General features: G+C 61.7%; 21 protein-coding genes and 1 pseudogene. 8 read left to right on the forward strand and 14 right to left on the reverse strand.

Going from position 1 to position 18,670, the window contains the following annotated elements; translation table 11 throughout:
* Positions 1–15 precede the first annotated feature (15 nt).
* Both aztC and AC1DZU_RS16755 read left to right on the forward strand, forming a co-directional pair.
* Positions 16–957, forward strand: a complete 942-nt coding sequence (aztC, locus tag AC1DZU_RS16750; RefSeq protein ID WP_477286434.1) for a zinc ABC transporter substrate-binding protein AztC — start codon at positions 16–18, stop codon at positions 955–957.
* Between the two features lie 124 nt (positions 958–1,081).
* Positions 1,082–1,420 (forward strand): protein tyrosine phosphatase family protein, encoded by a 339-nt coding sequence (locus tag AC1DZU_RS16755; protein WP_477286436.1) that lies wholly within the window; start codon positions 1,082–1,084, stop codon positions 1,418–1,420.
* A 21-nt stretch (positions 1,421–1,441) separates the two neighbouring features.
* Here AC1DZU_RS16755 and AC1DZU_RS16760 read toward each other — a convergent pair whose 3' ends face one another.
* Complete coding sequence (locus AC1DZU_RS16760; RefSeq protein ID WP_477286438.1) at positions 1,442–1,780, reverse strand: hypothetical protein; 339 nt, start codon at positions 1,778–1,780, stop codon at positions 1,442–1,444.
* 43 nt (positions 1,781–1,823) lie between these two features.
* Complete coding sequence (locus tag AC1DZU_RS16765) at positions 1,824–2,291, reverse strand: Lrp/AsnC family transcriptional regulator (protein WP_477286440.1); 468 nt, start codon at positions 2,289–2,291, stop codon at positions 1,824–1,826.
* Positions 2,292–2,428: 137 nt separating this feature from the next.
* Here AC1DZU_RS16765 and hppD point away from each other — a divergent pair, with 137 nt between their 5' ends.
* On the forward strand, positions 2,429–3,541 hold the full coding sequence (gene hppD, locus AC1DZU_RS16770; protein ID WP_477286442.1) for a 4-hydroxyphenylpyruvate dioxygenase: 1,113 nt from the start codon (positions 2,429–2,431) through the stop codon (positions 3,539–3,541).
* Positions 3,542–3,593: 52 nt separating this feature from the next.
* Here hppD and AC1DZU_RS16775 read toward each other — a convergent pair whose 3' ends face one another.
* Genes AC1DZU_RS16775 through hmgA form a run of 5 tightly spaced genes read right to left on the reverse strand, consistent with a single transcriptional unit; the run spans position 3,594 to position 7,653 of the window.
* Positions 3,594–4,136, reverse strand: coding sequence for a DinB family protein (locus tag AC1DZU_RS16775; RefSeq protein ID WP_477286444.1), 543 nt, complete (start codon positions 4,134–4,136; stop codon positions 3,594–3,596).
* Positions 4,133–4,426: a hypothetical protein gene (locus tag AC1DZU_RS16780; protein WP_477286446.1), complete on the reverse strand. Its 294-nt coding sequence runs from the start codon at positions 4,424–4,426 to the stop codon at positions 4,133–4,135. Before AC1DZU_RS16780 ends, AC1DZU_RS16775 begins: the two co-directional genes overlap by 4 nt.
* Positions 4,427–4,430: 4 nt before the next feature.
* A complete protein-coding gene (locus AC1DZU_RS16785; RefSeq protein ID WP_477286448.1) occupies positions 4,431–5,444 on the reverse strand; it encodes a fumarylacetoacetate hydrolase family protein in 1,014 nt (337 codons plus the stop codon).
* Complete coding sequence (locus tag AC1DZU_RS16790) at positions 5,441–6,328, reverse strand: MBL fold metallo-hydrolase (protein ID WP_477286502.1); 888 nt, start codon at positions 6,326–6,328, stop codon at positions 5,441–5,443. The genes AC1DZU_RS16785 and AC1DZU_RS16790 overlap by 4 nt, the downstream gene beginning before the upstream one ends.
* Before the next feature lie 11 nt (positions 6,329–6,339).
* Positions 6,340–7,653 carry a homogentisate 1,2-dioxygenase gene (gene hmgA / locus AC1DZU_RS16795; protein ID WP_477286450.1) on the reverse strand — a complete coding sequence of 438 codons (1,314 nt, stop codon included), beginning with the start codon at positions 7,651–7,653 and terminating at the stop codon, positions 6,340–6,342.
* A 91-nt stretch (positions 7,654–7,744) separates the two neighbouring features.
* Here hmgA and AC1DZU_RS16800 point away from each other — a divergent pair, with 91 nt between their 5' ends.
* On the forward strand, positions 7,745–8,200 hold the full coding sequence (locus AC1DZU_RS16800; RefSeq protein WP_477286452.1) for a MarR family winged helix-turn-helix transcriptional regulator: 456 nt from the start codon (positions 7,745–7,747) through the stop codon (positions 8,198–8,200).
* Between the two features lie 419 nt (positions 8,201–8,619).
* On the opposite strand, the gene tdh is transcribed toward AC1DZU_RS16800, so the two are convergent.
* Both tdh and AC1DZU_RS16810 read right to left on the reverse strand, forming a co-directional pair.
* Positions 8,620–9,654 carry an L-threonine 3-dehydrogenase gene (gene tdh, locus AC1DZU_RS16805; protein WP_477286454.1) on the reverse strand — a complete coding sequence of 345 codons (1,035 nt, stop codon included), beginning with the start codon at positions 9,652–9,654 and terminating at the stop codon, positions 8,620–8,622.
* A gap of 52 nt (positions 9,655–9,706) precedes the next feature.
* Positions 9,707–10,894 carry a glycine C-acetyltransferase gene (locus tag AC1DZU_RS16810; RefSeq protein ID WP_477286456.1) on the reverse strand — a complete coding sequence of 396 codons (1,188 nt, stop codon included), beginning with the start codon at positions 10,892–10,894 and terminating at the stop codon, positions 9,707–9,709.
* A gap of 310 nt (positions 10,895–11,204) precedes the next feature.
* Here AC1DZU_RS16810 and AC1DZU_RS16815 point away from each other — a divergent pair, with 310 nt between their 5' ends.
* Together AC1DZU_RS16815 and AC1DZU_RS16820 are read left to right on the forward strand one after the other, a co-directional pair.
* Positions 11,205–13,274, forward strand: coding sequence for a putative bifunctional diguanylate cyclase/phosphodiesterase (locus AC1DZU_RS16815; protein WP_477286458.1), 2,070 nt, complete (start codon positions 11,205–11,207; stop codon positions 13,272–13,274).
* 64 nt (positions 13,275–13,338) lie between these two features.
* On the forward strand, positions 13,339–14,079 hold the full coding sequence (locus tag AC1DZU_RS16820) for a polysaccharide deacetylase family protein (RefSeq protein ID WP_477286460.1): 741 nt from the start codon (positions 13,339–13,341) through the stop codon (positions 14,077–14,079).
* A 117-nt stretch (positions 14,080–14,196) separates the two neighbouring features.
* Here AC1DZU_RS16820 and AC1DZU_RS16825 read toward each other — a convergent pair whose 3' ends face one another.
* The gene (locus AC1DZU_RS16825; protein ID WP_477286462.1) at positions 14,197–14,625 is read right to left on the reverse strand and encodes a MarR family winged helix-turn-helix transcriptional regulator; all 429 of its coding nucleotides are present in this window, start codon (positions 14,623–14,625) and stop codon (positions 14,197–14,199) included.
* 117 nt (positions 14,626–14,742) lie between these two features.
* Between AC1DZU_RS16825 and AC1DZU_RS16830 the strand changes: the two genes are divergently transcribed.
* Together AC1DZU_RS16830 and queF are read left to right on the forward strand one after the other, a co-directional pair.
* Positions 14,743–15,150: a hypothetical protein gene (locus tag AC1DZU_RS16830; RefSeq protein ID WP_477286464.1), complete on the forward strand. Its 408-nt coding sequence runs from the start codon at positions 14,743–14,745 to the stop codon at positions 15,148–15,150.
* A 238-nt stretch (positions 15,151–15,388) separates the two neighbouring features.
* The gene (gene queF, locus AC1DZU_RS16835) at positions 15,389–15,850 is read left to right on the forward strand and encodes a preQ(1) synthase (protein WP_477286466.1); all 462 of its coding nucleotides are present in this window, start codon (positions 15,389–15,391) and stop codon (positions 15,848–15,850) included.
* A 112-nt stretch (positions 15,851–15,962) separates the two neighbouring features.
* Here the strand turns inward: queF and AC1DZU_RS16840 are convergent, their stop codons facing one another.
* From AC1DZU_RS16840 to AC1DZU_RS16855, 4 genes and pseudogenes are all read right to left on the reverse strand, one after another.
* Positions 15,963–16,571 carry a hypothetical protein gene (locus AC1DZU_RS16840; protein WP_477286468.1) on the reverse strand — a complete coding sequence of 203 codons (609 nt, stop codon included), beginning with the start codon at positions 16,569–16,571 and terminating at the stop codon, positions 15,963–15,965.
* A 4-nt stretch (positions 16,572–16,575) separates the two neighbouring features.
* A complete protein-coding gene (locus tag AC1DZU_RS16845) occupies positions 16,576–17,055 on the reverse strand; it encodes a DUF3828 domain-containing protein (RefSeq protein ID WP_477286470.1) in 480 nt (159 codons plus the stop codon).
* Positions 17,056–17,252: 197 nt separating this feature from the next.
* Positions 17,253–18,362 (reverse strand): mandelate racemase/muconate lactonizing enzyme family protein, encoded by a 1,110-nt coding sequence (locus AC1DZU_RS16850; RefSeq protein WP_477286472.1) that lies wholly within the window; start codon positions 18,360–18,362, stop codon positions 17,253–17,255.
* Positions 18,363–18,460: 98 nt separating this feature from the next.
* Positions 18,461–18,670, reverse strand: a pseudogene (locus tag AC1DZU_RS16855) (cobalamin-binding protein); the annotation flags it as partial.

Raw genomic sequence — 18,670 nt, forward strand, 5'->3', positions numbered from 1 at the left:
GAAGGAGACCCGTCCATGCTGAAATCGATCCGTGCCGCCCTCGCGATGAGCGTTATAACATTAACCGCCATTGGCGTCTCGCCGACTTTCGCGGCACCGCTGAAAGTGGTGGCCAGCTTCACCGTCATTGCCGATTTTGCCAAAAATGTCGGTGGCGAGCGCATCGATGTCACCACGATCGTCGGACCGGACGGCGATGCCCACGTCTACGAGCCGAGCCCGGCTGACGCGGTGGCGATGGCCAACGCCGACATCGTGCTGGTCAATGGCCTGCATTTCGAGGGTTTTCTGCAGCGGCTGGTCGATGCCAGCGCCACCAAGGCGTCGATCGTCACCTTGACCAAGGGCGTGACACCGATCGATTTCAAGCCTGAATTCGCCGACGCCGACGCCGGCGAAGGTGCCGGCACCGGCGGCGGCAAGACGGTCACCGATCCGCACGCATTCCAGTCGATCGCCAATGCCAAGATCTACGTGAAGAACATCGCCGACGCATTCTGCGCCGCCGACTCCGACGGCTGCGTCAGCTACCAGACAAATGCCGCCGCCTACACCAAGAAGCTCGACGCCGTCGAAGGCGAAGTGAAGGCCGCGATCCAGTCGATCCCCGAAGCGAAGCGCGTCGTCATCACATCGCATGACGCCTTCGGCTATTTCGAGCACGCATACGGCCTGACCTTCCTCGCCCCGCAAGGCATCTCGACCGACTCCGAACCGTCCGCCGCCGATGTCGCCAAGCTGGTCGACCAGGTGAAGCAGGACAAGGCGGCGGCGATTTTCGTCGAGAACATCACCAACCCGCGCCTGATCGAGCAGATCGCCAGCGAGACCGGTATCAAGGTGGGCGGCACGCTCTATTCGGATGCGCTGTCGCAGCCCGACGGCCCGGCCTCGACCTATATCGACATGATGCACAACAACATCCGCCAGATCAAAGGCGCCATCCTCGGCAGCTGACGCGGCCCGTCATTCCATCCGGCCGGGCTGAGACAAGCTCGGCCGGATTCTACCTGATGGGTGTTGCCGGTTCCGCCGGAGAGTGGCAAGACTTCTCGCCAAATCAGATTGCGAGGATACTGCCATGGAATACCGCGAAATCAGCGAAGACTATTCGGTCTCGGGCCAGATCCAGCCCGAAGATGTCGCCGCCATCAAGGAAGCCGGCTTCAAGAGCGTCATCTGCAACCGGCCCGATGACGAGCAGCCCGGCCAGCCTTCGGCCGACAAACTCAAAGCCGCGGTCGAGGCCGCTGGCATGGCCTTCCGTTACATCCCCGTCATCAGCGGCCAGATCACGGCCGAGAATGTCGAGGATCAAGCCGAGGCGCTCGACGAGCTCCAAGGCCCGGTGTTCGCCTATTGCCGCTCCGGCGCGCGCTGCACCAACCTCTACGGGCTGATCCAGCAGTCGAAGGGTTAGATCGGACTGATCAACGTGAGTCTATCGGCGCCCTTTGGCAACGAAGCTTCGGATGCCAAAAAGCAGCGCTAGAAGAGCGATGAAAGGCACGAGCGTGCCAAGTGGGATCGTGCTCACCACCAGCAAGACAAAACCCGAGATACCGAATGAAAAGCCAATCCCGCACCACCAGCGGGACTTCGGATGGGCCAGGATGCCCTCAAAACCTATCTTACGATCCCGCCATGACCAACTTGTATCGCGCAAAAGCGACGCGTTCCAATTCGGGTAATCGTAGCGTAGGAAGATCAGGCCGCCGATTGTGAACGGCACTAGCCCGACCAGAAAGAGGATTATGCCGGCAAGCTGAAAGTTGGACATGGTTCACCAATTCCATTCTAGCGCAGGCCCCCCACCGAAGAGTTCAAATGGGCAGCGCGCCGGTTTCCTTCAGCGTCTCAAGCACGATCGCCGTCTTCACATGCTGCACGGATTCGTGCGGCAGCAGTACGCTGTTGACGAATTCCGATAGCGACTTCAGGTCGGGCGTCACCACTTTCAGGATATAGTCCATCTCGCCGGTCAGCGCGTGCGCCTCCTGCACCTCGGGCAGCCGCGCCACCAGTTCGCCGAAGCGCCTTGCATTGTCGCGATTGTGGGTGGCTAACGTCACCGAGATGACGTTGACCAGGGAAAAGCCGAGTTTGTCGCGGTCGAGCACGGCGTGATAGCCCTTGATGTAGCCGTCCTCCTCCAGCCGCTGGCGGCGGCGCGAGCATTGTGACGCCGACAGGTTCACCCGCTCCGACAAATCGTTGTTGGTCAGCCCCGCATCCCCCTGCAGCAGCGCCATTATCTTGCGGTCAAACTGATCAATGCGCGTCTCATCCATGGATTTCTACCCTTTCGTGCACGCTTTGCGCATGAACTGATCATTTCAAGCGTTTGAATGCAAGCACCATGCGCCGGCTCCGCGCTATGATGGCCTCAGGTGGCCGTTTCAGGCCAAGCCACATCCAGAGGATTATCATGGGCCCCTTCCCGCACGACGCCCCGCCCGCCAAGATCAGCAAGGACAACCCCGCCGGCACGGATGGGTTCGAGTTTGTCGAGTTCGCGCATCCGGAGCCGGAAAAGCTCGCCGAACTGTTCACCCGCATGGGCTATGTCGCGGTGGCCAAGCACCGCACGAAAGACATCACCATCTGGCGCCAGGGCGACATCAACTATGTCGTCAATGCCGAGCCGGGCTCACATGCGATGAAGTTCGCCGACAAGCACGGCCCTTGTGCTGCATCGATGGCCTGGCGGGTGGTCGATGCCAAGCACGCTTTCGACCACGCCGTTGCCAAGGGCGCCACGCCTTACGAAGGCACTGACAAGGCGCTCGACGTGCCGGCCATCGTCGGCATTGGCGGCTCGCTGCTCTATTTCATCGAGACCTATGGCAAGAAGGGCTCGGCCTACGATGCCGAGTTCGAGTGGCTCGGCGCTCGCGATTCGCGGCCGCAAGGCGTCGGCTTCTATTTTCTCGACCACCTCACCCACAATGTCTATCGCGGCCAGATGGACAAATGGTGGGATTTCTACCGCAATTTGTTCGGCTTCAAGCAGATCCATTTCTTCGACATCGACGGCAAGATCACCGGCCTGGTCAGCCGCGCCATCACCTCGCCCTGCGGCAAGATCCGCATCCCGCTCAACGAGTCCAAGGACGAGACCAGCCAGATCGCCGAGTATCTGAAGAAGTACAATGGCGAAGGCATCCAGCACATTGCGGTGGGCACTGACGAGATCTACGCCGCCACCGACAGGCTAGCCGAAAACGGGCTGAAGTTCATGCCCGGCCCGCCGGAAACCTATTACGACATGTCTTATGACCGCGTGAATGGGCATGACGAGCCGATCGAGCGGATGAAGAAGCACGGCATCCTGATCGACGGCGAAGGCGTGGTCGACGGCGGCATGACCAAGATCCTGCTGCAGATCTTTTCGAAAACCGTGATCGGGCCGATCTTCTTCGAGTTCATCCAGCGAAAAGGCGACGACGGGTTTGGCGAGGGCAATTTCCGCGCCCTGTTCGAATCGATCGAGCAGGACCAGATCAAGCGCGGCGTGATCAAGGTTCAAGCGGCGGAGTAGGCTTCAGGTCGAGCGGACTGTGCATGCCCCTGGTTTCGGGTCATGCGCCAAATCAGATCTTGAGGCCCAGCCGCTCGACCTCTTCTTTCCTCAGATTCACATCGTAGTCGAGCAGGAATTCATCGAGCTGCGGCGGCGCGACCGACGTGCCGGAGAGCATCGCGTGCACCTGGCCGCGATGGTGGATGTCATGCAGGAAGACATGCGCGAGGATGTCGCCGATGCGTTCGGGGATCATGCCGTCCGCGCGCCGGTCGGTGAAGACCTGACGATCGAGATCGGCCGCCGAGAGCCGGTCGCAAAAAGCGATCAGGCGACGGTCCGCGGCGACCTGGGCGGCAAACAACGCCTGCGGCTCGTCGATCGGCACGAAATCGTCATGGGCGGCGGCACCGACCCCGCCCTCTTCGAGAAAATCGAGATAGAGAAGATCGACGGCAAGGATGTGGTTGAGGGTTGCCTCGATCGACGGGAAGAAACTGGTGCGTTCGGCTGCGAATTCGCCGGGCTTGAGCTGCAAAACAGCACGGTACAGCCGATCGTTCGACCAGAGATTGTTGCCGGCCATGCGGCGCAGGTGGTCCAACAGGGTCATCCGGCCGACCGAACCAGATACAGACCCGCCCACATAACCGCAAATCCGGCGAGAACGATCAGCAACAGCCTGTTCATGCGCCGCCGCAAGCCTTGTGTTTCCTCGTCCCGCGCGACTTTCATGTTGGTGATGGTGTGGAACATCATCGCCTTGCGCGGAAAGCCGCTGCGGTTCGTCAGGTCCGGCGAGCGCGCCTCGATGCGGTAGCTCAGCCGGATCGCCAGGATGAACACAGCCAATATGGCAAGCGCCCAGACGCCGGCCAGCAGATAGAATGCTTCCCCCGTCATTCCCTCACCTCTCGTATTTCTCGACCCTCTGCTCGATGGCGCCGAAGATCGAATGACCCGTCCTGTCCTTCATCTCGATGCGCACCGTGTCGCCGAAGCGCAGGAACGGCGTTTTGGGCGCGCCTGATACAATGGTCTCGATCATGCGCAGTTCGGCGATGCAGGAATAGCCGGCACCGCCAGCCGAGACAGGCTTGCCCGGCCCGCCGTCGAGCTTGTTGGACACGGTGCCGGAGCCGATGATCGTACCGGCGGCCAGCGGCCTTGTCCTGGCGGCGTGGACGATCAGCGCCGGGAAATCGAAGGTCATGTCGACGCCCGCATTGGCGCGGCCGAACGGCTTGCCGTTGAGATCGGCGAGCAGCGGTAGACTGACCTTGCCGCCATCCCAGGCGTCGCCCAACTCGTCCGGCGTCACCGCGACAGGCGAAAACGCCGAGGAGGGTTTGGATTGAAAGAACCCGAAACCCTTGGCGAGTTCCGGTCCGGTGAGTGCGCGCAGCGTCACGTCGTTGACCAGCATGACCAGCCGGATCGCGGCGCGCGCCTCATCGAGGCTGGCACCCATGGGCACATCGTCGACGATAACGGCGACTTCCCCTTCCATGTCGATACCGAAGGCCTCGTCAGCCATGCGGATCGGGTCGCGCGGCGCGATGAAGGAATCCGAGCCGCCCTGGTAGATCAGCGGGTCGGTCCAGAAGCTCGCCGGCATCTCGACGCCGCGCGCTTTCCGCACCAGTTCGACATGGTTCACATAGGCCGAGCCATCGGCCCATTGATAGGCGCGCGGCAGCGGTGAGTGCGCATCATGCTCATGGAAGCGCTCCGACGGCATCGCATTGTTTTCCAGCGATTCCGCTATTGTCGCGAGATGCGGGGCGATACGGCGCCAGTCGTCGAGCGCTGCCTGCAGGGTGCGCACCAGGAACGAGGCGTCGGTGAAGCGTGTCAGGTCGCGCGAGACGACGACGAGTTTTCCGTCGCGCGTCCCGTCCTTCAGTGTGGCAAGCTTCATGCGGGTTCCTCTCCTTGTGCAGCTTTCTCGCTGCTTAACTCCACAACAAGGCCGTCGCGAGCGATCGTCAAGTCGCCGCCCCATGTTTTCCTGACAGCGGCGATCCAGTCGGCCTCGACGATCCCGGGATCGTCGGCCGGAATGAGGTGGTTGAGCACCAGCCTCTTCACGCCGGCATCGCTTGCGATGCGCCCGGCTTCCTCGGCAAAGCTGTGGCTGGCAAGCAGATGTTCCCGCAGCCCCGCGCCATTGCCGGTTTTGGCCACCAGCCGCTCGATGCCTTCCTCCAGCATGGCTTCGTGGACGAGGATGTCGGCGCCTTTGGCAAAATCGGCGAGTGGTGGAAAGAACGCCGTATCGGCGGAGAACACTACGCTTTTCCGGTCATGTTCGAAGCGCAGCGCAAAGCAGTCGGTCACCGGCGGATGGTCGACGCGTAGAGCGGAAACCTTGAGGCCGCGTTGCTCGACAATCAAGCCTTCGGTGAATTCGTTGATCGAAACCAGTTCGCGAATATCCGGCCGGCCCTCGTCGACGATGCGAATCTCGATGTCGAAATCCATCGCCTGGCAAAAGCGCCGCCAGTAATGGCCGGTGCCGGGCGGACCGAACACGCCGACGGGCGTGGCCAGACCCGCCGTCCAGGCGGTGTGGATCAGTGGCCCGAGTTCCAGCACATGGTCGGAATGCAGATGCGTGACGAAGATCAGGTCGAGCGCCTTCAGCCCGATGCCGGCGTCGACCAGAGCGCGCGTCACGCCAAGTCCGCAGTCGACGACAATGCTGCGACCGCCGATCTGCAGCAGCGACGAGCTTGGCCATGGGCCACCCGGCCGCAGCGCCGGGCCGCCCTTCGAGCCCAAAAGCACCAGCCGGTCCCGCATGGACTCGCTGCTCAAGACCAGTCGCCCTCGGGTGTGCCGTTGAAGCGCTTCTTCAGGTCGGCCCAGCAGTCGATGTAGTTGTCCTGCCGGGTTTCGAGTTCGGCGCCGTAGCGGGTCAGCATCTGCGGAAAACGGGTCTCGAACATGAAGGCCATGGTGTTGTCGAGCTTGACCGGTTTCAAGTCCGCGCGGAAGGCTTTTTCGAAACCTGTCGAGTCAGGCCCATGGGCCAGCATCAGATTGTGCAGACTGATGCCGCCGGGAACGAAGCCCTCCTCCTTGGCATCGTACTGGCCGTGGATCAGTCCCATGAACTCGCTCATGATGTTGCGGTGATACCAGGGCGGCCGGAACGTATTTTCGGCCACCAGCCAGCGCGGCGGGAAGATGACGAAGTCGATATTGGCGGTGCCTTCCTCGCCGCTCGGGGCCGTCAGCACGGTGAAGATCGACGGATCGGGATGGTCGAACAGGATGGCGCCGACAGGCGAAAACGTCGCCAGATCATATTTGTAGGGTGCGTAGTTGCCGTGCCAGGCAACGACGTCCAGCGGCGAGTGGCCGATCTCGGTCACATGGAAGTTGCCGCACCATTTCACCGTCAGCCGGCACGGTGTCTCCTTGTCCTCGTACCAGGCGCAAGGCGTCTTGAAATCGCGCGGATTGGCCAGGCAATTGGCGCCGATCGGGCCGCGGTCCGGCAAGGTCAGCTTGGCGCCATAGTTCTCGCAGACATAGCCGCGCACTTCGGCATCGACCAGTTCGACCTTGAAGACAAGCCCACGGGGCAGCACGGCGATCTCGCCGGGCCGAAGCTCGATGACGCCCATCTCGGTGACGAAGCGCAAGGCGCCGACCTGCGGCACGATGAGCAACTCGCCATCGGCGTTGAAAAAATGGTCGTCAACCATCGAGCGGTTGGCGACATAAACGTGGGCCGCCATGCCGGTTTGCCCAAGCACGTCGCCGGCGGTGGTGATGCTGCGCATGCCGGCGATGAAATTCGTCGGCTCCTTCGGCATCGGCACCGGGTTCCAGCGGTACTGACCGAGCGCCAACTCGTGGTCGCCGACATTGGGGGCGCTCTTCCACAATGGATAGTTCGCCGGTTTGAAGCGGCCGGTGTGCTTCACGCTCGGGCGGATCCGATAGAGCCAGGAGCGCTCATTTGTGCCGCGCGGCGCGGTGAAGGGCGAACCGGAAAGCTGCTCGGCATAGAGGCCGTAGGCCGGCCGCTGCGGCGAGTTCCGCCCCTGCGGCAGCGAGCCGGGCAGCGTTTCGGTTTCGAAGTCGTTGCCGAAGCCCGGCATGTAGGAAAAGGCCATCGCTTCCTCCCGGAATTGACCAAACTGGTTTCATTTGTAACCATCGAAAATGTAACTATCAATGCCAAGGCTGCTGCCGGGATGTGCGACCATGGAAATCCTCGATCTGGAAAACTTCCTGCCCTACCGGCTCTATCGCCTGGCCGACGCCGTCAGCCGGGAATTCGCAGGGATTTACAAAGACAGCCATGGCTTGACCCGCCCGGAATGGCGCACTCTTTCCGGGCTTGGCCAGCACGGCACGATGACGGCGACAGCCCTCGGCGAGCAATCGGCCATGCACAAGACCAAGGTGTCACGCGCCGTTGCCGAACTCGAAAGGCGGCGCTGGCTGACGCGCACTCCCGATGAAAACGACCGCCGCGTCGAGCATCTGACGCTGACCAAGGCGGGGCTTGCGGCCTATCGCGAAATGGTGCCGCTGGCGAAGGCGTTCGAGCGGGACTTGCTGGAGAAACTGAGCAATGGCGACCGCTCGGCAATTAAAACAGCGTTGGCCACACTGGAAGCTCGCGTGGGAGTAAGTCACCCTGAACGAACAGACTAGTCGGCGCTTGGCAATTGTCGGGTTAGCGACCAGTCTTCAGCAATGACTTCGATGGTGTCATCGCGAAAATAGAACAGGAATTGCCGCGATTTAGGTCCGTCTGGAGACAGAACTTCCCAGTCGTCTTCGCCAATGGGCCGACTATCGCCGACCACCTCGTAGAACTCGCCCCATTTTGGAGCTTGCTTGCCGTAGAGGCCTTTCCCTGCAAACCAAGCGTGATCGTTCGTGAGGTCCCATCGCCATCGGCTGCAGCCGATGAAAACGAAGGGTTCCCGTCTCTCCCTTGCTCGCGTCATAGGCCCAAGAATTCAAGAGAAATACAAGCTGAACCGTGTCACCCTCAACCGTCAGCTCTACATCGGGAGCGTTGGGCTCAGCGTTCCAGTCCAAGTTCAGGTGACGAAAAAATAACTGCGTCACCAGTCCATCACCACCTTGCCGGAACTGCCGCTGCGCATTGCATCGAAACCGGTCTGGAAGTCGTCGATGCCGATGCGATGCGTGATCAGCCCGGAAACATCGAGCGGGCCCTGCACCAGCGCGATCATCTTGTACCAGGTCTCGAACATCTCGCGGCCGTAGATGCCCTTGAGATGCAGCATCTTGAAGATGACCTTGTTCCAGTCGATCTCGAAGCCCGTGGGCGCAATACCGAGAATGGCGATCTTGCCGCCATTGTTCATGGTGTCGATCATGTCGCGGAAGGCGGGAGCCGCCCCCGACATTTCAAGACCGACGTCGAAACCTTCGGTCATGCCGAGCACCGGCATGACGTCGCGCAGCTTTTCTTTCGAGGCGTCTATGACATGCTGCACGCCAAGCTTTTTCGCCAGCGCCAGCCGCACCGGGTTGATATCGGTGATGACCACCTTTCGCGCGCCGACGCATTGCGCCACGAGCGCGCCCATGATGCCGATCGGCCCGGCGCCGGTGACCAGCACATCCTCCCCGACCAGATCGAAGGACAGGGCGGTGTGAACGGCATTGCCGAGCGGATCGAAGATCGCGGCGATCTCGTCCGGCACGTCGTCTGGGATCGGCACGACATTGTGCTGCGGGATCGCCAGATATTCGCCGAAGGCGCCGGGGCGGTTGACGCCGACGCCGAGCGTGTTGCGGCACAGGTGCCCCCTGCCCGCGCGGCAGTTGCGGCAATGGCCACAGACGATGTGGCCTTCGCCCGACACGCGCTGGCCGACCTTGTATTCGGTGACCGCGGCGCCGAAATCGGCAACCGTTCCGACGAATTCATGGCCGGTCACCATCGGCACCGGCACGGTCTTCTGCGCCCACTGGTCCCAATTGTAGATGTGGACGTCGGTGCCGCAGATCGCCGTCTTCCTGACCTTGATCAGCACGTCATTGGGGCCGATCTCCGGCACCGGCACCTCTTCCATCCAGATGCCCGGTTCGGCCTTGGCCTTGACCAGCGCCTTCATCATGTTCGACATGCTTTTGTCCCTTGAATCTCTTGTTCCGGAAGCGCTTTGCGACTTCGGCTTTTCAGGAAATCACCCCGAGTTCGCGCCCGACGGCGCCGAACGCCTCCACTGCACGGTCGATGTCGGCACTGGAATGCGCGGCCGACATCTGCGTGCGGATGCGCGCCTGGCCCTTCGGCACCACCGGGAAGGAAAAGCCGATGACATAGATGCCGCGCTTCAGCATGCGTGATGCCATCTCCTGCGCCAGCGTCGCGTCGCCAAGCATCACCGGAATGATCGGATGATCGGCCCCGGCCAGCGTGAAGCCCAGCTTGCCCATCTGCGACCTGAACCGTTCTGCATTGGCATATAGGCGTTCGCGCAAGGCATCGCCATTGCGGATCAGGTCGAACACCTTGATCGAGGCACCGGCGATCGCCGGCATCAGCGTGTTGGAAAAGAGATAGGGCCGCGAGCGCTGGCGCAGCCAGTCGACCACTTGGCTTTTGCCCGATGTGTAACCGCCGGACGCGCCACCGAGCGCCTTGCCAAGCGTGCCGGTGATGATGTCGACCCTGCCCTCGACGCCGCAATGCTCGGCCGAGCCGCGGCCGTTCTGGCCGACGAAGCCGACCGCATGGCTGTCATCGACCATCACCATGGCATCGTACTTGTCGGCGAGGTCGCAGACACCCCTTAGATTGGCGATGATGCCATCCATGGAAAACACGCCGTCGGTGGCGATCAGCCGGAAGCGGCAATCCTTCGCCTCCATCAACCGTGCTTCGAGGTCGGCCATGTCGTTGTTGGCGTAGCGGAACCGTTTTGCCTTCGACAACCGCACGCCGTCGATGATCGAGGCGTGGTTCAGCGCATCGGAAATGATCGCATCGTCCTCCCCCAACAGGGTTTCGAAAAGGCCGCCATTGGCGTCGAAGCAAGAGCCGTAGAGGATGGTGTCCTCCAGGCCGAGGAAGGATGAAATCGTCGCCTCGAGCTGCTTGTGCTCCTCCTGTGTGCCGCAGATGAAGCGCACCGAGGCCATGCCGTAGCCATAGCGGTCGAGCGCCTGGCTGGCCGCCGCGCGCAGGTCGGCGCTGTCGGCAAGGCCGAGATAGTTGTTGGCGCAGAAATTGAGCACCTTCTGGCCGCCGACCTCGATCTGCGCCGACTGGGTCGAAGAGATCACCCGCTCGGATTTATAGAGGCCGGCCGATTTAAGCCCCGCGAGTTCGCCGTCGATGTGAGAGAGAAATGCTGCGGTCATGATCGGGCCCCATTTGATGTGGGCCGACTGTCGTCCGGCCCGCGCGAAAAATCCATCGCAAAAACGACCGGATCGGTGGGCAGCCGGTCCCGATATGCATCGTCATGCGGCCGCGCAAGCGACGTCACGGCAACAGTGCTGACCGACGACCGCTCAAATGCCGACACAGTGCTAAACCAGCCGATAACCATCTCGCGATCTTTAAGCGTTTCCCCATCGCCGTCCGGCTGTCGATTTCCACACCTGTTAACGTTTGCAAGCCAATGGTCCTCGCAACAAGAATCCGTTGGCGAGAGGGCCGCCCCCCAACATGTCGCAGCAGCCGGTGCAAACCATTTCAGGCAAGCTCACATTGCTGATCAAGGCTGGCTACTGGCTGGCCCTGCTGATCATTGCCGCCATGGTGATAGCCTCCTTCATCCTGCTGCAGCAGATGATGGCCACCCAACAGCACAACAACACCTTGCTCGACATCGTCAGCACGCAAAAGACCCTGTCGCAGCGCATCGTCTTCCTTGCCGGTGCAACGAGTTCTGGTACGCGCGACAAGCAGCCGGCGCTGGTCAGCGCGCTCAAGCAGGCGACGGCGGAGTTCGAAACGAACTACGATCTGCTGCTCGAGCAGACCAACGCCGACCCGATGTCGCCTGCCCGATTGGACCCGAAATCGACCGAGAGCGTGCTGTTCGCCAAGCCGTTCCATCTCGATTACTTCTCTGTAGGCCTAGTCGCCAATGGCAAGCGGCTGATTTCATCCTTTGAATCCCAGCTGACGGGCGCCAGTGACGGCTACAAGGGCAGTGGCGAGCGCGTCAATCTCGATGCTTCTGTCGCCAACGCGACCTTGTCGGGCTACGCAGCCCTTGGGCAGCGCATCAGCGCCGATGCCGACGAGCGCTCCGAGAAGCTGCTCGCGCTTCACCGCACGCTGTTCTACGCCACCCTCGGGGTCATCGTGCTGGTGGCGCTCTTCATCTTCAGGCCGATGTCGAACGCCATCCTGCGCAAGACGCATGAGCTGATCGACGCGCGCAATTCCATGGCCTTCATCGCGGTGCATGACGGACTCACCGGCCTGCACAACCGCACGTTCCTGACCGATCATTTCGATACGCTGATCAAGGGCTCGCAACGGCGTCGCGAGCGGCTTGCCGTCGTCCAGCTCGACCTCGACCGGTTCAAGCAGATCAACGATACGCTCGGCCACGCCGCCGGCGACTATGTGCTGGTCGTCACGGCGCAGCGCATGCGCGATTCCTGCCGGGCATCGGACCTGTGCGTACGCCTGGGCGGCGACGAGTTCGTCATGATCCTCGGCGGCGCCGGCGGCACCGAAGACATCAACATGCTGGCGCGGCGCATCCTGGCCCACATCAACGAGCCGATCATCTTCCAGGGCACGACCATTCTTCCGGGCGCCAGCGCCGGCATCGCCGTCTACCCGGTCGACGCCGACAATGCGCAGGACCTGCTGGTCCACGCCGATCTGGCGCTCTACTCCGCCAAGAAGCTGGGAGGCAGCAACTTCTCGTTCTTCTCCGAGGAGTTGCGCCGCGAGCTCGACTATCGCAAGCAGCTCGAGCACGACATCAAGGTCGCCATCGCGGACCGCGCGTTCCAGGTCTTTTTCCAGCCTCAGGTCTCGCTGACCAACGGCACGATCAGCGGCATCGAGGCGCTGGTGCGCTGGAACCATGCAGAGCGCGGCATGATCCCGCCCGGCGAATTCATTCCGGTCGCCGAAAAATGCGGCTTCATGCCGGAGATCGGCCGCATCGTCATCACCAAGGCGATCAACGAAGCCGCCGAATGGAACCGCGCCGGCATCGCCTTCGGGCGGCTTGCGGTCAACGTTTCAGGCACCGAACTGCGCGAGCACGATTTCGATGCGTTTCTGTTCGAGACGCTGGAAAAGGCCGGGCTGCCACCGCAGAAACTGTCGCTGGAAATCGTCGAATCCGTCATTCTCGACGACGAGAAGACCGGCATCGCCGCCAAACTGCGCCACATCAGGGCAGCCGGCGTCCATCTTGAACTTGATGATTTCGGCACCGGCTACGCCTCGCTCAGCCATGTCAACCCGAACGAGATCGATCGGCTGAAAATCGATCGCCGCTTCGTCCAGAATATCCATGAGAATGGCGACAACTCGAAGATCGTGCGCGCCATCACCGAGCTGGCGCGTGGCCTTGGCATCTCGATCGTTGCCGAAGGTGCTGAAACCGAGGCCGAGCTCGATTCGCTGATGGCGATCGGCTGCGACCAGGTGCAGGGTTATTCCATCGCCTTCCCGATGCCGCACGACAAGGCGCTGGAATGGCTGACGGCGCGGATGCCAAAGAAGGCCAAGCTGACGGTGCTGCAGCGAAGCCTGGCGTAGCCCGCCTTGACAACCCTCCATGGACATGGCGGCCTGTCGTCATCGCAACCTGATAGTGCGGGTGATGACATCGTTTCGGATTGTCCTGGCGGCACTGTTGATTTTTGCGTTCCCCGCCCATGGGGCGGATCGCACCATCTATCTCACCTTTGACGATGGCCCGCTGAACGGCACCAGTAACATCCTCGACGTGCTGGAAGCCGAGCAGGTTCCGGCGACCATGTTCATGGTCGGCATGCATGCGCAGGCGAGCGCCGCCAACAGGGCGCTCGTCCAGCGCGCCAAACAGCTTCCGCTGGCGACGCTCGGCAACCACAGCTACAGCCACGCCAACAACCGCTACCAGCATTACTACGCCGACACCGAAGGCGTCGTCGCCGACATGATGCGGGCAAACGCGGTGCTCGGCCTGAAGCCGGTGGTGCACGCGCGGCTGCCGGGGCGCGACGTGTTCAGGCTGCCCTCAATGTCGAAGAACGACACTTCGCTCGGCCTGGCCCAGGAGGGCCGCGAGGAGCCCGACTACGAGTTTGTCGCGGCCTCAGGGTTTTATCTCTACGGCTGGGACCACGAATGGGTGCACAAGGACAGCGGCGAGCCGGTGCAGAGCGTCGACCATCTGGTCAGCGAGATCGATCACCTGTTCGGCTATGGCCGCTTCGTCAAACCGCGCAAGCTAATCCTGCTGATGCATGACGAGATGTTCCAGGACAGCTTTGATGGTAAGACGAAGCTGACCAATCTGATCACCGCGCTGAAGCTGCGGCACTACACCTTTGGGGCAATCAAGAGCTACGACGACTGAGCCTCATCCTGCCTTAAGGCGCGTCGCATGGAACCGGATTCAGGCGACGCGCTTTAAGTTGTCGTCTCTATGCGTGTCGTTGTCCCAAAAACCCGGGCCACCTTTGGGCGACATGCATTAGCTTTCCACATTGGCCCGCAAGGCCGCCAGCACCTGCGCGAACTCCGCCAGCCGCTCGTCGGACAACCCCACCCGCAGCCGCTTGTCGAAGACAAGTGCTGCCTTGCGCAATGTCTCGAACATCGCTTCTCCCGCCTCGGTCAACTCGACCAGGTGAACCCGGCGGTTGATGGGATCGCGGCGGCGCGTCAGCAGGCCCTGCGCCTCCATCGCGTTGAGGTGATGGGTCAACGTCGCGCCCTGAATGCCGATCATGCCGGCGAGTTCGCGCTGGTTGGCAAGCTTGCTCGACTTGACCGACAGCAGAGTGAGCCAGACCGGCAGCGTGCCGCCGGCTTCGACCAAAGCAGCATCGAACGCCTGGGCGACAAGCTTGGCGGTGCGGCCGAGATTCATGCCGACTGGCGGGCGTTCGAAAGGCGTCATCACAAGACACTAGAACAAGGCAAAGGCCGATGGAACTGGCCCTGGTTTTATACATTGACACCTAACCGTTAGATATCTAACTATATGGCAATGTCGGACGAAAGAGGAGATCCGGTCATGCAGTATGTCTACATCGTCGTTATCGGCCTTCACGTCATGGCGGGTGTTTTCTGGGCAGGCACAACGATCACGCTGGCGCGCGATCCCGATATCCGGGCCGAGCGCTTCATCCAGCCGCAAATGGGCGCGGCCGGCATGATTTTCCTGACCGGAGCGCTGCTCTGGTATTTCTTCCACGGCGCCTATTTCGGCTCGATGGAAATGGTGCTGGCGCTTGGCATCCTGAGCGCTTTCGCCGCCGCCGGTGTGCTCGGCGCCATGGTCAGGGCGCCCAGCAGACGGCTTGCCGGTGCGAATGCGGAAACCGAAACGCAACTGCGCGCCAGAATGGCGACGGGCGAGCGCATTGCCGCGTGGCTGCTGGTCGTCACCGTGCTGTGCATGGCTGTCGCCAGGATGGTCTGAGACGCAGCAACTCATAGAATCGTACGTTGTCTGGCGACAAGCCAATGACGTGCGGGCGCGCGGTCTGACCGACGTACACGGGCTCTCGTACGCAGGGCCGACCGCGCGCCACCAAGATGCCTGGGCACTTTTCGGTCCGATGGTTCAGATCCCATTTAATCATCGGATTCATCCGAAAACCGCTGCGCGCTTTTCGGTCCGGTGCTAATGAGCGGCAAAATTCGAAGGAATGCTGCCCATGACCGCAACCAAGAACCTCACCCAGCTCGGCGCACACGTCGAGACGCCACAGAGCCCCGATCAGGCGGTGCTGGAGACCGTGCCGTTTACGCGCGGCGACGGCCCGCCGGCCATCGTGCGCTTCACCTGCCCGGAATTCACCTCGCTGTGCCCGGTCACCGGCCAGCCGGACTTCGCCCATATTGTCATCGACTACGCCCCTGATGGGCTGCTGGTGGAATCGAAGTCGCTGAAACTGTTCATGACTTCGTTTCGCAACCACGGCGCCTTCCATGAAGAGTGCACCGTCATGATCGGCCGCCGCATCGTGGCGGCAACCAAGCCGCTGTGGCTGCGCATCGGCGGCTACTGGTTCCCGCGCGGCGGCATTCCGATCGACGTGTTCTGGCAGACCGGCGCGCCGCCGGAAGGTGCCTGGCTGCCGGATACCGGAGTGGCGCCCTATCGCGGGCGCGGCTAATACGTGTCGGCCAAAGATGGCCCCGGTTTTGGGGCAACGACATGCTTAAAAACAAAGGCTTAAAGCGCGTCGCCTGAACTTGTTTCAGCGCGACGTGGCTTTGGTCTCCCGCTCATTCGCATTGATACTGGCTGAGCGCCCATTCGCCGGTCACCGACAACAGGTCCGATATCTTCCAGTCGCCGTCGACCTTCCTGAACTTCCATTCCAGCCGGTGCGGGTTGTCGGCGACGACGAAGGCGACAATGACCTTGGCCTGGTCGCCATTGATCGCTTCAAGCGTCTTCAGGCTCTTGTCGATCTCGGCCTTGTCATAGTTCGCGTTGTCGAGCGCCATGTTGGGGTCGAGGCATTCGCCCTGTCCGGATTTGCGCAAGGCGTCGCTCTTGTCGAGAACGGTTTTCGCCGGATCGATGAAATGGCTGCGCTGCGCCGGATCGAGTTCGAGCCCGACCTGATCGTAAAATGGCCGCACCACCGCTGTCGGCGATCCCGGTTGGATGGGCGCGGCGGGCTCGCTGGGCGGCCATGCAACTGGTGGCGTCGCAGGTTCCACTGCACCGCCGGGCGCATTTGCAGGTGGCGCCCCGCTGTCGCTCGGGGCGGTGTCAGCCGGCGCGTTTGCCGGCGGCGCACCGAACAGCCCTTGCGCGGCGGCGCCGCTCAGACCCGCCGCCAGCAGGCAAATAGCCGGCAGTGCCAGGAACGGGCGACGGCCCATCGCCTTACTCCGGCGTCTGGCCGGCCGTGCATTCCAGCGCGCTGAGCTTCCAGGCGCTGGTCTTGGAGGCAATGTCCGATATCTTCCACTTGCCGCCGATCTTCTTGAGCGACCAGACCATCTCACGTTTGGAGTCATCGCCTTCCGAAAAAAGGCTGAAGGACGCTGTAACCTCGGCGCTGTCACCATCCAGCTTCTCGGCCAGTTTCAGCGTTTTCGAAACAGTCTTCTGATCGAAGTCCTGCGCATCCAGGCCAGGATCGAAATCGATGCAGGCGACCTCGTCAGGGTTCTTTTTCGTTGCCTGGTCGTTCAGGTTGAACAAGTTCGTCACCGGCTCGGTGAACCGATCCCGGTATTGCTCGTCGGCCTCGAATTTGACCGCCGGCACATAGAAGAACTTCACCGCGTCGGACGCTGGTCCGGCGACGGCGGCCGCGGGCAAGGCTATCGAAAGGACGGCAACGAGCACTGTCGGTCTCATGCAGAATCTCCGGCTTCTGATGGCTTGAAGCTATCAATACCACACATCCTGCATATCGGCTTTTTTGCGGCTCATGAAGTCCTAGAGCGCCAGCCCAAGGCGCCCCGCCAGACATTCTGGAGATTCGCAAAAGCACTTCCGCGGTTGACTGCCGACGATACTAGCCAGATACAATCGCCGCTAACGTCACAGGATCCTCAGCCTCCGAAAGTCGCGACAGGCGATTTGAGCCGGGAACGCTCAGGCTTGACACCGAGCCCTGGCATCTGAGGGACGCGTATATGCCCGTTTTCGATGACGACGGGGTTTACGGGGTCGGTATGCCCTTCGATGTATTCCTGCGCGATCCAGGCGCCCTCAAAACGGCTCGGCTCGACGGTAGCGGCGAGGTGCACGCATGCCGCAGCGATGACGTCCCCACCCCAGGCATCGTCGCAGGTGTGCGGAAGCGATCGTATCGCACACAGGTCGCGGACCGTGACCATCTTGGTGAGGCCGCCAAGGCGGGTGACCTTCAATCCGAATCCGTCCGCGATACCTGAAGAAACTGCCCGCAGGACGGCATTCAAATCCTCGGCATTCTCATCGAGGTAGACCGGATGGGTCACGCGTCCCTTGAGACTCGCGACTTCCTCCATGGTGTTGCAAGGCTGTTCGAACACGAACGGGATTGCCTGGCAAAGCCGATCGATGTGCAGCGCCGCCGCGGCGGTGAGGCCACGATTGGCGTCGACTGCTATCCGGGCCTTGAAGCCAACCGCTTCCCATACCTTGTGCACGGTGGCGACATCTTGCTCGAGATCCCGTCCGCCTATCTTGATCTGAAGTCGTGGGTATCCGGCCTTGACCTTGTCGATGGCAATACGCGCCGTCTCGTCCGGTGCACCGACAATAGTCGAGTAGTAAGACGGCACACGATCGGTGAGCGCACCGCCCAGAAGTGTTGAAACCGGTACGCCCAGCCGCAGGCCGGCGAGGTCGAGGAGAGCTATGTCCAAGGCCGCCTTGGCATAGTTGTGACCGTTCAACCGCTCGTCCATTCTTTTCGCGAGGCGGCGCATGGACGCAGTGTCCTCACCAAGGAGTCCAGGCGCTATTTCGGCAATTGCCGCTCTCGCACCCAGAGCATGTTGGGGCTGATAGACAGGGCCGACCGGGCATGTCTCACCCCAGCCTGACAGTCCGTCCTCGGTGGTCACTTCAACGAGTGTGCTATCCAGATTCTGCACGGTATCGCTAGCCATCCGGTAGGCGCCGCCTTTGACAGGCAGAAGGACCTGATAGACTTTGATCGACTCGATGCGCATACGGACCTCAGCCCCCTTCGAGCCAAGCGATTCTGGCCATCTTGCCATCCGGGTGCATGACGGCGCTGTCGGTTACAACACGGACCGAACTGCTGTGCTCAAGTCCGCACGTTATGCTTGCGCTTCATGAAGTCCTTGGCGGTCTCGACCGCCACCGCCGCGTCGCGGCAATAAGCGTCGGCGCCGACGGCCTTGCCGAATTCCTCGTTCAGTGGCGCACCGCCGACCAGCACGACATAGTCGTCGCGGATGCCCTTTTCCTTCATCGTGTCGATGACGACCTTCATGTAGGGCATGGTCGTGGTCAG

This window comes from Mesorhizobium sp. P2_A12, assembly GCF_056405075.1.

Excerpts from the sequence above, each read along its gene's own strand:
- hppD (WP_477286442.1), top strand. The coding sequence starts at position 2,429 with ATGGGCCCCTTCCCGCACGACGCCCCGCCCGCCAAGATCAGCAAGGAC.
- AC1DZU_RS16790 (WP_477286502.1), bottom strand. The coding sequence starts at position 6,328 with ATGCGGGACCGGCTGGTGCTTTTGGGCTCGAAGGGCGGCCCGGCGCTG.
- AC1DZU_RS16785 (WP_477286448.1), bottom strand. The coding sequence starts at position 5,444 with ATGAAGCTTGCCACACTGAAGGACGGGACGCGCGACGGAAAACTCGTC.
- AC1DZU_RS16800 (WP_477286452.1), top strand. The coding sequence starts at position 7,745 with ATGGAAATCCTCGATCTGGAAAACTTCCTGCCCTACCGGCTCTATCGC.
- AC1DZU_RS16765 (WP_477286440.1), bottom strand. The coding sequence starts at position 2,291 with ATGGATGAGACGCGCATTGATCAGTTTGACCGCAAGATAATGGCGCTG.
- AC1DZU_RS16775 (WP_477286444.1), bottom strand. The coding sequence starts at position 4,136 with ATGACCCTGTTGGACCACCTGCGCCGCATGGCCGGCAACAATCTCTGG.
- AC1DZU_RS16755 (WP_477286436.1), top strand. The coding sequence starts at position 1,082 with ATGGAATACCGCGAAATCAGCGAAGACTATTCGGTCTCGGGCCAGATC.
- aztC (WP_477286434.1), top strand. The coding sequence starts at position 16 with ATGCTGAAATCGATCCGTGCCGCCCTCGCGATGAGCGTTATAACATTA.
- AC1DZU_RS16810 (WP_477286456.1), bottom strand. The coding sequence starts at position 10,894 with ATGACCGCAGCATTTCTCTCTCACATCGACGGCGAACTCGCGGGGCTT.
- AC1DZU_RS16760 (WP_477286438.1), bottom strand. The coding sequence starts at position 1,780 with ATGTCCAACTTTCAGCTTGCCGGCATAATCCTCTTTCTGGTCGGGCTA.
- AC1DZU_RS16845 (WP_477286470.1), bottom strand. The coding sequence starts at position 17,055 with ATGAGACCGACAGTGCTCGTTGCCGTCCTTTCGATAGCCTTGCCCGCG.
- AC1DZU_RS16850 (WP_477286472.1), bottom strand. The coding sequence starts at position 18,362 with ATGCGCATCGAGTCGATCAAAGTCTATCAGGTCCTTCTGCCTGTCAAA.
- AC1DZU_RS16825 (WP_477286462.1), bottom strand. The coding sequence starts at position 14,625 with ATGACGCCTTTCGAACGCCCGCCAGTCGGCATGAATCTCGGCCGCACC.
- queF (WP_477286466.1), top strand. The coding sequence starts at position 15,389 with ATGACCGCAACCAAGAACCTCACCCAGCTCGGCGCACACGTCGAGACG.
- AC1DZU_RS16830 (WP_477286464.1), top strand. The coding sequence starts at position 14,743 with ATGCAGTATGTCTACATCGTCGTTATCGGCCTTCACGTCATGGCGGGT.
- AC1DZU_RS16780 (WP_477286446.1), bottom strand. The coding sequence starts at position 4,426 with ATGACGGGGGAAGCATTCTATCTGCTGGCCGGCGTCTGGGCGCTTGCC.
- AC1DZU_RS16815 (WP_477286458.1), top strand. The coding sequence starts at position 11,205 with ATGTCGCAGCAGCCGGTGCAAACCATTTCAGGCAAGCTCACATTGCTG.
- AC1DZU_RS16820 (WP_477286460.1), top strand. The coding sequence starts at position 13,339 with ATGACATCGTTTCGGATTGTCCTGGCGGCACTGTTGATTTTTGCGTTC.
- AC1DZU_RS16840 (WP_477286468.1), bottom strand. The coding sequence starts at position 16,571 with ATGGGCCGTCGCCCGTTCCTGGCACTGCCGGCTATTTGCCTGCTGGCG.
- hmgA (WP_477286450.1), bottom strand. The coding sequence starts at position 7,653 with ATGGCCTTTTCCTACATGCCGGGCTTCGGCAACGACTTCGAAACCGAA.
- tdh (WP_477286454.1), bottom strand. The coding sequence starts at position 9,654 with ATGTCGAACATGATGAAGGCGCTGGTCAAGGCCAAGGCCGAACCGGGC.